General features: G+C 71.2%; 5 protein-coding genes. 2 read left to right on the forward strand and 3 right to left on the reverse strand.

The window, feature by feature from the left end; genetic code table 11:
- Positions 1 to 115 precede the first annotated feature (115 nt).
- Complete coding sequence (locus ACGF13_RS06405) at positions 116 to 871, forward strand: SDR family oxidoreductase (RefSeq protein ID WP_392869503.1); 756 nt, start codon at positions 116 to 118, stop codon at positions 869 to 871.
- 116 nt (positions 872 to 987) lie between these two features.
- On the opposite strand, the gene ACGF13_RS06410 is transcribed toward ACGF13_RS06405, so the two are convergent.
- The 3 genes from ACGF13_RS06410 to pulA form a co-directional block, all read right to left on the reverse strand.
- Complete coding sequence (locus tag ACGF13_RS06410) at positions 988 to 2,724, reverse strand: carbohydrate-binding module family 20 domain-containing protein (RefSeq protein WP_392869505.1); 1,737 nt, start codon at positions 2,722 to 2,724, stop codon at positions 988 to 990.
- A 255-nt stretch (positions 2,725 to 2,979) separates the two neighbouring features.
- Entirely contained in the window at positions 2,980 to 5,307 is a 2,328-nt protein-coding gene (locus ACGF13_RS06415; protein ID WP_392869507.1) for a M4 family metallopeptidase, read from the reverse strand.
- Positions 5,308 to 5,936: 629 nt separating this feature from the next.
- Positions 5,937 to 11,471: a pullulanase-type alpha-1,6-glucosidase gene (pulA, locus tag ACGF13_RS06420; protein ID WP_392869509.1), complete on the reverse strand. Its 5,535-nt coding sequence runs from the start codon at positions 11,469 to 11,471 to the stop codon at positions 5,937 to 5,939.
- 317 nt (positions 11,472 to 11,788) lie between these two features.
- Here pulA and ACGF13_RS06425 point away from each other — a divergent pair, with 317 nt between their 5' ends.
- Entirely contained in the window at positions 11,789 to 12,757 is a 969-nt protein-coding gene (locus tag ACGF13_RS06425) for a phosphatase PAP2 family protein (RefSeq protein ID WP_392869511.1), read from the forward strand.
- Positions 12,758 to 12,847: the final 90 nt, after the last annotated feature.

Raw genomic sequence — 12,847 nt, forward strand, 5'->3', positions numbered from 1 at the left:
TGACGGACGGCCGTGCGGTCCACGAGGATCCACAGGACACGCCCGACACGGACCCGGGGCACGCCGGCGAGCGAGGCCCCGGGACCGACCGGGAACTGCCATCGAGGAGGGTGCCATGAAGGGTGCCGCGAACCCGCGGATCGCCGTCGTCACCGGAGCCGGGAGCGGCGTCGGCCGAGCCGTGGCCGTCGAACTGGCCGCGGCCGGCTGGCGGACGGTGCTGGCCGGCCGGCGGCCCGGGCCGCTGCGGGAGACCGCCGGGCTCTGCGCCGCCCCGGCCGACGTGGTGCCGACCGACGTCACCGACCCGGCCGCGGTGGACGCGCTGTTCGCCGCGGCCGCCGGGCGCCACGGCCGGGTGGACCTGCTGTTCAACAACGCCGGTGCCTTCGGCCCGGCCGTCCCGGTGGAGGAGCTGGCGGTCGAGGACTGGCGGGCGGTGGTCGACCTCAACCTGACCGGCGCCTTCCTCTGCGCCCGGGCCGCGTTCCGGCAGATGAGGGCGCAGGACCCGCAGGGCGGCCGGATCATCAACAACGGCTCGATCTCCGCGCACGTCCCGCGCCCGCACTCGATCGCCTACACCGCGACCAAGCACGCCGTCACCGGTCTGACCAAGTCGCTGTCGCTGGACGGCCGCCCGTACCGGATCGCCTGCGGTCAGATCGACATCGGCAACGCGGCGACCGACATGACCGCCGCGATGGGCTCGGGCGTGCGGCAGGCGGACGGCCGGATCGCCCCCGAGCCGACCATGGACGTGGCCGACGTGGCGCGCACCGTACGGCACATGGCCGGGCTGCCGCTGGAGGCCAACGTGCAGTTCGCCACCGTGATGGCGACGGCCATGCCGTACATCGGGCGGGGGTGACGGACGGATCCGTCACCCCCGCCCGTCGCCGCCACCACCCGCCCCGGGAGCGGCGGCGACGGGGATCCCCGCCGGAACGGCCGGCGGGGATCCGGGACGCCCCGAAGGCCCGGGCCTCACGGCCGCCAGGTGTCGTTCAGCGTGACCGTCCCGCCCGAGGGCACCGTCGCCGTCCGGTTGGCGCCGGACTCCCAGGTCACCGCGCCGCTCGCGTCCTTGCGGACGTACTTGTACTGGAAGGACGTGCCGGCCGGCAGCGACAGCGCCAGCGACCAGACCGGGTAGCCGGCCGAGGAGAGCGGCAGTGCCTTCGCCGGGTCCCAGGCGCCGAGCGCCGCCGCGTCGCCGACCACGTAGATGTTCTGCCCGGGCGAGGTGGTCGCGTTGACGTTGAACGAGGCGGCGGAGACGCTCGCGCCGGACTGGACGTACAGCGCGACCGCGTCGCCCGCGCCGACCGTCGCGGTGAACTGCCCGTTGGCGCCCACCTGGTACGTCGGCCCGGTGCAGCCGCCGCCCGCCTGCGGGTCGCCGTGCTGGACATCGCAGTAGGTGCCGGCCGGCAGCCCGGTCTGGAAGGTCCGGGTGATCGCGCCGCTCTCGTGGTTGATCGCCACGTAGCCCCTGTTGCCGCGGCCGAAGGCGATCGCGTTGTTGCCGTTGGACCACCAGTCGGTCACCCCGGTGCCCGCCACCGCGTTGCGGAAGCCGACCATGTTGGCGACCTGCCGCCAGGCGTGGGTGCAGTTCCAGCCGTCCTGGTAGCAGGCGTTGACGGTGCCGCCGTTCGGCGGGCCGTCGTCCTTGTTGGTGAAGGAGTAGCCGGAGTAGACGTTGGGGGCGCCGTACGGCGAGGCCAGCAGGAAGACGTTGGCCAGCGTGTAGGTGTTGCCGTAGGTGTAGTTGAGGGTGGAGCCGTTGCGCTCGGTGTCCCAGTTGTCGACGAAGCCGCGCGCCTGGCCGCTCGGCAGGTAGCCCCAGGAGGCGCCCCAGCCGCTGAGGTTGGCGAGCTTGTCGGCGGTGAACATCCGCTTGAGGTCCATGCCGACCCGGAACTCGTCCACGTCGCCGGTGCCGGTGTACTCGGTGGGCTGGACCGGCTCGCCGGCGCCGTAGATGACCTCCTGGACCCAGTAGGCCTTGGGGTTGGCCATCTTGGCCTTGATCGCGGCGAGGTCGGCGGCGGCGATGTGCTTGGCGGCGTCGATCCGGTAGCCGTCGACGCCGAGCGAGGCCAGGTCGTCCAGGTAGTGCGCGATGGTGCTCTGGACGTACGTGCCGGCGGTGTCGAGGTCGGAGAGGCCCTCCAGCTCGCAGTTCTGGACGTTGCCGCGGTCCTGGTAGTCGGTGATCGGCTGGCGGCAGCTGTGGAAGTCCTGGTTCTGGTACGTGCCGGGGTAGTTGTACTTGGTGTACGCGGTGCCGCCGGTGCCGGTGCCGGAGCCCGCCGACATGTGGTTGACCACCGCGTCGGCGATCACCTTGACGCCGGCCGCGTGGCAGGTGGCGACCATGTTCTTGAAGGACGTGCGGTCGCCGAGCCGCCCGGCGATCTTGTAGCTGACCGGCTGGTAGGAGGTCCACCACTGCGCGCCCTGGATGTGCTCCTGCGGCGGGGAGACCTCGACGAAGCCGTAGCCCTTGGGGCCGAGGGTGGAGGTGCAGGCCTGGGCCACGGAGTCGAAGCGCCACTCGAAGAGGGTGGCGGTGACGTCCTTGCCGTTGGTGGCGGGCGGGGCGGCCTGGGCGGTGGGGGCGCCGAGGGCGGTGCCGAGCGAGAGCGCGAGCGCCGCCGAGGCGGCGAGCGCACCGGCCGCGCGGGCGGGCCGGCGGGCGGGGGCGGTGGTGACCACGTCGTCTCCTGAGGGTGGCTGGGGTGGGGCAGCCGAAGGGGGCGAAGTCTGCAGGAATTTTCTGTAACTTGCCGGAAACTTGCAGCGCTGAACCTAGAGGCGCCCGGAGGGACCGTCAAGACCCCGGCACGACGGGACCCTGGTCCGACGACACCCCGGTCCGACGACACCCCAGCACGACAAGGGCCCGGCAGCCGTAGCCACCGGGCCCCTCACCTGTCCTGGTTCACCGGCCCGTCAGGAGCCGGTCCGGGCTCAGCCGGTCTGGACGGAGGTGTCGTCGATCACGAAGCTGGTCTGGAGCGAGGCGTCCTCGGTCCCGGCGAACTTCACCGTGACCGTCTGGCCCGCGTAGGACGACAGGTCGAAGGTGCGCTGCTGGTAGCCCGCCGCGGCGTCCACGTTGGAGTAGGTCTTCAGCGTGGTGCCGTTGACCGACACGGCCAGCTTGTCGTACGCGGTGCTGCCCGACTCGGCGGTGTCGATGTGCAGCCAGAAGCTCAGCGTCGCCTTGCAGCCCGCCGGGATGGTCACCGTCTGCGACAGCGAGTCCGAGTGGGTGGAGCCGTAGCCGTTCATCCACGCCTTCCAGGAGCCGCTGTGGGCCGCCTGGGAGGTGCTGCTGTCGATCACGCCGCTGGACGCCGTCCACGGGGTGGCGCTGCCGGTCTCGAAGCCCGCGTTGCCCAGCAGCTGCGCCGGGGTGCAGCCGCCGCCACCGGTCGAGACGGTCCAGGTGAAGCTGGTGCTGCCGGTCTTGCCGGCCGAGTCCTTCGCGGTGACGGTCACGTTGTAGGTGCCCGCGGTGGACGCGGTACCGGTGATCGCGCCGGAGGAGGAGATCGACAGGCCGGTGGGCAGGCCGGTCGCGGTGTAGGTCAGCGGCGCGGTGCCGCCGGTGGCGTTGATCTGGAGGTTGACCGCGCCGCCCACGGCGGTGGACTGGTTGCCCGGGTTGGTGACGGTCACGCCGCCGGAGGGCGCCGTGCCGACGTTGACGCCCGCCCAGGCGGTGCTGACCGCGGTCAGCTCGGCGCTGCCGGCACCGTACAGGTCGGTGGCCGCCTTCTCCGTCGCGATGCGCGCCGCGGCGTAGTTGGTGCTGGAGGTCATGTAGGTGGTCAGGGCGCGGTACCAGACGGCCGCCGCCTTGTCCCGGCCGATGCCGGTGACCGTGATGTTGCCCTGGGTCGGCGAGTCGTAGCTGACGCCGTTGATGACCTTCGCGCCGCTGCCCTCGGACAGCAGGTAGAAGAAGTGGTTGGCGACGCCGGACGAGTAGTGGACGTCCTTGTTGCCGACGGTGGAGGACCAGTAGTCGGCCGAGGCGCCGTCCTTGGACGGCTTGTCCATGTAGCGCAGCGGGGTGCCGTCCCCGTTGATGTTGATCAACTCACCGATCAGGTAGTCGGGGTTGTCGGTCGGGATGTTGGCGGAGAACTCGACCATGGTGCCGAAGATGTCCGAGGTGGCCTCGTTGAGGCCGCCGGACTCACCGGAGTAGGTCAGGTTGGCGGTGGCCGCGGTGACACCGTGGCTCATCTCGTGGCCCGCGACGTCCAGTTCGGTGAGCGGCGCGGTGTTGTTGCTGCCGTCGCCGTACGTCATGCAGAAGCAGGAGTCGTCCCAGAACGCGTTCACGTAGTTGTTGCCGTAGTGGACGCGGCTGTAGGCGCCGACACCGTCGTTGCGGATGCCGTTGCGGCCGAAGGTGTTCTTGTAGTAGTCCCAGGTGGCCGCGACGCCGAAGTGGGCGTCGACCGCGGCGGACTCGCCGTTGTTGACGGTGCCGTCGCCCCAGGTGTCGGTGGACTTGCTGTACAGCGTGCCGGTGCCCGAGGTCCCGTGGTTCAGGTTGGTGGTGTACATCCCGCCGCGGGCGGCGTCCTTCATCTGGTACGTCGAACCCGACTGGGTGGTACCGATGGTGACGTTGCCGACGAAGACGCCCTTGCCGGAGCCGGTCTCGATGCCGTCCCACTGCTGGATGACCTGGCCGCTGGTGGCGTCGGTGACGACGTGCATCTTGCTCGGCGTGCCGTCGGACTTGGTGGAGGAGACGACGGTCTCCCAGGCCAGCCGGGGGCTGTTGTCGGCGGCCCAGACCACCAGGCGCGGCGCGGTGTCGACCGCGGTGCCCGACTCGGCGGCGAGCGCGGCGCTCTGCGCGGCCGGCGCGGCCAGCTTCGGCGTGGTGCTGACACCGCTCAGCGAGGCGGTGCTGGCCCGGTCAACGCTCTTGGTCGCACCGGTGGGCGCCTGGTGCACCACCAGGTCCCCACCCAGGACGGGCAGTCCGTTGAGGGTGCGCTCGTACCGCAGGTGGCGGGTGCCGTCCGCGTCCTGGATGACGTCCCTGGTGACCAGCTTCTCCTCGCCGCTCAGGCCCAGGCTCTGGGCGAGGGTGGCGGTCTGCTGGTTCGCGACGGAGATCAGCTGGGCACGGCTGGCCTGCTGGGCCGCGACGGCGGCCGGCGCGTCCGGGGTGGCCGCCTGGGCGATCACCGGGAACCCGGTGACCAGCAGCGCGGCGGAGGCGGCCATGACAACCGCCGCCTTCCGGGCGTGAGCGTAACGGGACATGCGGACTCCTTTTCCGACCGGCGCTGGGTCGCGCACGGTGGAGAGAAAACCTGGGCCGCGGTTGCGGCGCAGTGGGGGCCCCCGCCGGGTGCGACGGGAGTGCGGGATGCGGTGCTCACAACTCGTTGCAGGGTCGGGACGCGCTGCACCTGAACTGGAACAGCTGCACCGGGGGGTGGGGCCCCCTCGTCTACAGCCGGGGGAATCGTGGCAGCAAACGAGCCGTTAATGACAGATGCATGCCACGGATTGGCCGATTCATTACCGAAACCGTATGCAGGCCGGTTCGTCAGTTGTGTTACCCCGCGACGAACTCGTGAACACGGTTTTCATGCCCCGAACAAAGTTCGATCACTGCCGGAGGTCGGTGACCAGCACTCAGGTCCGCTTCCCCCGGCCGCCGGTGGCCGACAGCGCCCGGCAGACCCGGCACGTCACAGTTCCGGCCGTGCCATCGACGGTTTCCGGCCAGAGTGCGTCCGGAACGGAACCGGCCCTCCCCTACACGCAGCCGGGCCCCGCGCCACCTGAACGGTGGTACGGGGCCCGGGAGTTGCAGAGGTGTACGAACCGGTGTCGGACGAACCCGCACCGGACGGACCGGCGTCGGACCGGCCGGTGTCGGATCGTCAGCGCTGGACGAACACCGCCACGGTGCGGCCCGGCACGGTGAAGGTCCCGGTCGCGGCGTCGAAGCCGGACCGCTGCACCACCCGGTCCGCCCCGCCCGCCTGGACGGGGTGCAGCGCCTGACCGGTGCCCCGCAGCGCCGGCACGGTCTGCGCCTGCGCCGTGGGCGTGGCGTTGAAGACCACCGTGACGCCCTTCTCCGCCCCCGGCAGCCCGGTGCCGTCCAGGTGCAGGGTGATCACCCCGGGCGTCTCACCCGCGGTGCCGGAGAGCGGGTAGGAGAGCCGCTGCTGGACGGCGGCCAGGGTCGGCAGCGAGAACAGCGGCGAGGACTGCTTGATCCGCAGGAACTCCTGGTACTGCGCGGAGGTCGCCCGGATGTCGGCCGCGCCGACGATCAGCTTCGGGTCGGCCAGCAGGGATCGGGCCGCCGCCCACTGCTCCTGGTTGTCCTTCGCCATCGGCAGGCCACGGCCCCAGCCGTTGCCGTCGGCGGGGTCCCAGTGGATCGCGTTGAACCAGTCCCCCGAGTCGTAGGAGTTGGAGTCGAGCGACTTGGAGCGCAGCAGGTCGCTGCCGGCCTGGGCGAAGCCCGCGCCCTGGGTGAGCGCGGTCAGCGAGAGCCCGAGCGCCTGCATCCGGGCCCGGTCGGCGGGCGCGGTGCCGGTCGGCAGCTTGTACGCGAGCGCGTCGAAGAGGTCGGTGTTGTCGTGGGCGTCCACGTACTCCACCGCCTCTCCGGGCTTGGCCGCGTACCCGGTCGGGGCGCCGTTGTAGTCGACCTGGGCACCGGTGACGGGCTTGCCCGAGCTGTCGGTGAAGGAGTAGCCGGCCAGGTTGCCGGTCAGCCCGACCTTCAGCTGGTCCATCTGGTGCAGCAGCCGGGCCTTCTGCTCCTCCGGGGTGCCGTTCGCGGCCGAGCCGTTAGGGTCGGTGTACAGGCCCGAGGCGAAGCCCTGCTGCTGGGCGGAGTTCAGCATGAAGTTGCCGCCGCGGGCGGCGTCCCGGATCCGGTCGTCGAAGGTGGCGATGCCGGTGCCGGCCATGTTGACCTGGGTGGCCTGCACGAACCGGGCGTCGTTGGCGACCACGCCGAAGTTCCAGCCCTCGCCGTAGAGGAGGACGTTCCGGCCGTCCACGCCGTCCGAGTCCGGCGTCATCTTCCGCAGCGCGGCCTGCACGTCCAGCATGGTGGACTTCGGGTCCAGGCCCATCAGGTCGAAGCGGAAGCCGTCCACCTTGTACTCGCGGGCCCACAGCGTCACCGAGTCGACCACCAGCCGGTTCATCATGGCGTGCTCGGGCGCGGTGTCGGAGCAGCAACTGTCCGCCGTCACCTTGCCGTTGGCGTCCAGCCGCTGGTAGTAGCCGGGCACCACCCGATCCAGCACCGAGTGCTCGGCCTGGCCGCTGGCGGCGGTGTGGTTGTAGACCACGTCGAGCACCACCCGCAGCCCGGCCGCGTGCATCGCCTGCACCATCTGCCGGAACTGCACCGTACGGGCCGTACCGTTCGGATCCGTCGCGTAGGAGCCCTCCGGCACGTTGTAGTGCAGCGGGTCGTAGCCCCAGTTGTACGCGTCGTCGGCGGCCACGGCCGCCACGCACTCCTGCTGCTTCGGGCCGTCCGCCGCAAGGGACTTGAGGTCGCAGGCGGGCAGCTTCTGGTCCGCCCGGTTCTCCCGGACGGTGGCGATGTCGAAGGTCGGCAGCAGGTGCACCGTGGTCACCCCGGCCTTGGCGAGCTCCCGGAGGTGCCGCATCCCGGCCGAGTCCGACTCGGTGAACGCCAGGTAGGTGCCGCGCTCGGCGGCCGGGACGGTGGGGTCCTCGACCGAGAAGTCCCGGACGTGCAGCTCCTGGATCTGCTGCTGCGCGGGCGGGACGGCCTGCGGGCGGGCGTGGTCGTCCCAGCCCTTCGGCTTGAGCTCCCTGGCGTCCAGGTCGGCGACCAGGCTGCGCTTCGAGTCGGTGGACAGCGCCACCGAGTACGGGTCGGTGACGGTGTTGACGACGACCTGCTGCACCGAGGGCGCCCAGACCTTCACCTGGTACAGGTAGTACTTGCCGTCCAACTCGCGCTTGTCACGGACGACTTCCCACACCCCGGTCTCGTCGTCCGGCTTCAGCGGCAGCGTCTTCGGGGTGCCCCCGGTGGCGCTGTCGTAGACCTGGACGGAGACCTCCTGCGCGGTCGGCGCCCACAGCGACAGCGCCACCTTGCCGTTGTAGTGGGCCGGTCCGAAGTCGACCTTGCCGGTCTTCCCGGCGTACAGGTCGTCCAGCACGCCCGGGATCTGCACGCCGGTGGCGGCCGACACCGCGCCGCTAGGCAGGTGTTCGGTGAACAGCAGCTGGGCGCGCAGCGCGGCCGGGACGCGGGCGGCGTCCCTCGGGTCCACGGTGAAGGCCCGGTAGCCCGCCAGGTGCGGGTACTTCGCCTTCTGCGCGTCGGTCAGCCCGCCCTTGACCGGGGTGAGCCGCAGCCACTTGCCGGGCTTGGTCAGCGCGCCCCGGTCGGCCCGGATGCCGCCCTCGGGGTCGTACACCAGCTGGGCGCTGGTGCCGCCGGCCAGGGCGTCGTCGCCCGAGCCGTAGTTCGCCGGGACGACGACGGTCCGCGCGTCGATCCACTGGGCCTTGGCGGCGGTGAGGTCGACCTGCGAGGAGGCGGCCGGGTTCTGCGGCAGCAGGTAGCCCTCGCGGCCGCCGAGGATCCAGACCTCCTTGCCGTTGACGGCGAAGTCCAGCGACTGGTCGGCGGGCAGGTCCTTGTCGTTGCCCTTGTGCAGGATGTAGCTGAGGCTGGTCGCCCCGGGGGCCAGCGGCACCTCGAAGACGGCGCCGAAGGCGTCGCGGCGCGCCGGCGCCAGCGGCTTGCCCCAGTCGGTGGGGGTGGCGGCGCCGGTCCAGTCGTGCAGGCCCCAGCCGTCGTAGTCGCCGTCGGCCCGGTTGTAGTGGATGACGGCGGTGTTCGCGGGCCGGCTGTTCGGCGGCCCGGGGTCGGCGGTGCGCACGGCCGGGTCGCCCTGCCGGAGCCACACCTCGCCGGTGCTGCCGACGTCGAGGTGCCGGTCGGCGTCGACGTCCTTGACGCCGTCCTTCTCCACGATGAACCCGACGTCCGAGGCACCGGGCTTCAGCCGCACGTACGCGAAGGCGCCGTACGCGTCCCGCCCGGTGAAGGCGTGCCCGGCCGGCCACTGGGTGGACTCGCCGTCGGCGAGGTCGCCCCAGGCGTAGAGGTTCCAGCCGTCGTAGTCGCCGTCCGGCCGGTTGTAGTGGACGACGGCGTACGGGCGGGAGCCGGCGGTGGGTACCGGCTTGGGCGCGGGGGCGCCGGTGGTGAAGCTCGCGGTGGCGGAGCGCAGGTGGCCGCCGGAGTCCTGCACGACGGCCTTGTAGCGCACCACCGTGCCGGGGGCGACGGCGCCGAGGTCCTGGGTCACCGCGTACTTTCCGGTGTCGGCGGTGCCCAGGGTCTGCCAGGGCCCGTTGCCGATCTGGGCGGCGAAGCTGACCCGGTTGAAGCCCTTGTCCGTCGTGGCGCCGACGGTGACCAGCCCGGTCGAGCCGTCGGCCGGGGGCTGCACCGAGAGCTGCGGCGCCGAACCGACGGCCGCGAGCTTCCCACCCGCCTTGAACACCACGGAGGAGAGCGCCGGCACGGTGACCGTCACCTTGCGGTCGGCGCCGCTGGTGATCCGTTCCCCCGCGGACGGGTGGATCCGGTCGAAGCCCATCCCCGCGGAGAAGGTGTCCAGGGTGACGGTCTTCGCCTCGGTGGCGTTGTTGACCGCCACCAGGTACTCGACCTGCTGCCCGGCGTCGATCCGGGAGAAGGCGTACACGCCCGCGCCGTCGGCGGCGTACCGCTCGATCTGGGCGCCGTCGGCCAGCGCCGGGTTGTCCCGGCGCAGCTCGGCCAGCCCGGCGACGCCCTGGTAGAGCTCGCCGCCCTGCCCGTACCGGTCGGCCGGGCCGGCGGGGCCGCCGAGCACCCGGTCGGCGTTGTAGGAGTCGGTGCGCGAGGCGAACATGTCCTGCCGGGCGTCCTTGTCGCCGCCCGCGCCGGTGAAGCCCTGCTCGTCGCCGTAGTAGACGACGGGCTGGCCGCGGGTGAGGAACTGCAGCTCGTTGCCGAGCCGGTCCTTCTTCAGCAGGGTCGCCTCGTCGGCGCCCGGGTTGTCGGCGAGCAGGAAGGAGCCGAAGCGGCCCATGTCGTGGTTGCCGAGGAAGGTCGGCAGCTCGTACGCGTCGGTGTCGGCGCTGGTGTAGCGGTAGTCCTGGGCGTAGACGTCGGCGAGGTTGCGCGCCGAGCCGCCCTGCGAGACGTAGGAGCGGGCCGCGCCCTGGAACGGGAAGTCCAGGGTGGCCTGGAGCCTGCCCTTGGTGACGTACGGCGAGGTGACCGCCGGGTCCCCGGAGTAGACCTCACCGAACATGAAGAACTTCTTGTTGCCCTGCTTGGCGGCGAAGTCCTTGAGCGCGGGGGCCCACTGCTGCCAGAACGCCATGTTGACGTGCTTGACGGTGTCGATCCGGAAGCCGTCCACGCCGGCGTCCTTGACCCACTGCTGGTAGACCTTCTCGAAGCCCTTCACCACCTTGGGGTTCTGGGTGTCGAGGTCGTCCAGGCCGCTGAAGTCGCCCTCGGTGGCGGACTCGCCGACGAAGGTGGAGTCGCCCCGGTTGTGGTAGAGCGCCGGGTCGTTGAGCCAGGACGGGGTCTTGGCCGTGGCGTCGGCCGGGGTGCGGAAGACCGGGGTGTAGGGGAAGGAGTTCCCGGTGGTCTTCGGCCAGGGCGAGCCGGCGTCGGCGACGGCGGTCTCGTCCACCGGGTTCCCGTCCGCGTCGAGCGTCGGGTAGGCGCCGGCGGAGCGGTAGCCGTACTGCTTCTCGGCGTAGTCGATGACGTCGGCGGTGTGGTTGGTGATGACGTCGAAGAAGACCTTGATGCCGCGGGCGTGCGCCTTGGCGATCAGCTCCTTGAGCTGCTCGTTGGTGCCGAAGTGCGGGTCGACCTGGGTGAAGTCGGTGATCCAGTAGCCGTGGTACCCGGCCGAGACGTCGGCGCCGCTGCCCTGCACCGGCTTGTTCTTGAAGATCGGGGCCATCCAGATCGCGGTGGTGCCGAGGTTCTGGATGTAGTCGAGCCGCTGGATCAGCCCGGCCAGGTCGCCGCCGTGGTAGAAGCCCTTGTCCGCGGGGTCGAAGCCGTTCTCCAGCCTCCCTCCGGTGATGCCATCCGGGAGTTTGGCTCCGGTGTCGTTGGCGGCGTCGCCGTTGGCGAAGCGGTCGGGCAGGACGAAGTAGAACTGCTCGCGGCTGAGGTCGTGCCGCCCGGCGGTGGCCGCCAGCGCGGCGTCCGAGGGCGGGGCCGGCGGGGCGGCGGCGAGGGCCGCGGGGGCACTGCCGAGGGTGGCGGCGGTCAGTGCGGCGGCCAGCAGGACGGCCGTGCGGCCGGGCGGTCTGCGACGGCCGGTGGTTCGTCGGGCAGTGCTCCGTCGAGGGCGGAGCGGGGCATCGGCCACTGAGGGCTCCCTTAGGGGAAGGGGCGATCGATTTCCCAGGAAGCTAGCGGCCTGCAATATGTTTCAGCAAGATGCAGAAACCGTTTCGTAGCGGGAAATTCCAGGTGGGCGACCGTCTCCGACCACCCCGATTACTCCCCTGGAGCGACGAGCGTGACAATGGAACGCATGTCCGTCCCACCGGTATGCACCCAACCCCCGAACACCCCCTACCCCGGTGGGAGCCGGCCCGTAGCCCTCAAGGGGGACAGCCGGTGAAGAATCCACTTCCAGAGGATGAGCAGACGGCTACGAGCGGTCTGGCAGACTTGCCGTCCATGGGGGAACCGACCGAGATCCAGCGAGGCGGCGCCGGGCGCGCCGACGCGGCGAGCGGTGGCGGTTCCGAAGCAGCGAAGGCCGTCCCCGGCCGCCTGCCCGATGGAGCCACCCGTGCCGCCCAGTCCCGTACCGCAGCCCTGCGCGCGCACATCAGCGCCCAGCGCCGTTCGCCGGCCAGACCGCGGATCTGGTTCGAGCTGGCGCTGATCGGGATCAGCTACTGGATCTACTCGATCGTGCGCAACGCGGTTCCCGAACAGGAAGCGATAGCCCAGAAGCACGCCCGCTGGATCTGGGACCTGGAACACCACCTGGGCATCGCCGTCGAGCACTCGATCAACCACGCCGTGGACAGCGTCGGGTGGCTCATCACCGGGATGAACTACTACTACGCGACGCTGCACTTCGTGATCACGATCGGCGTGCTGGTCTGGCTCTACCGCAGCCACCCCGGGCGCTACGTCGCGGCCCGCTCGGTGCTGTTCGTCACCACCGGCATCGCCCTGGTCGGCTTCTACTTCTTCCCGCTGGCCCCGCCCCGGCTGATGACCGACGGCGGCTTCATCGACACCGTGAAGGTCCACGGCACCTGGGGCTCGATGGCCTCCGGGCCCGCCGCGCACGTCTCCAACCAGTACGCGGCGATGCCCTCGATGCACATCGGCTGGTCGATGTGGTGCGGTCTGGCGATCTTCTTCCTGGCCCGCCGGACGTGGGTCAGGGTGCTCGGCCTGCTCTACCCGGCCGCCACCCTGGTGGTCATCGTCTCCACCGCCAACCACTTCTGGATGGACGCCGTCGGCGGCGAGCTCTGCCTGGCGGTGGGCTTCCTCGCCGCCCGCTGGATGTACCACGAGTGGGTGTACCGACTGCCCAAGGTGCCCGCCCGGGAGGCGGTGGCCGAGCAGCCGATCACCGTCCCCGAGCAGTGGAGCGAGCCCGCGGTCAGCAGCGCCCGCCGCTAGGGCCTGTCCCCAGGACCTCCCGGAAGGGGCCCCTGAACAGGGGCCCCTTCCGCGTACCCGCCGGCGCTCACCCCTCGGTCGCCCCCGCCG

It is taken from the genome of Kitasatospora sp. NPDC048286, assembly GCF_043201735.1.
Classification (GTDB): Bacteria; Actinomycetota; Actinomycetes; order Streptomycetales; family Streptomycetaceae; genus Kitasatospora.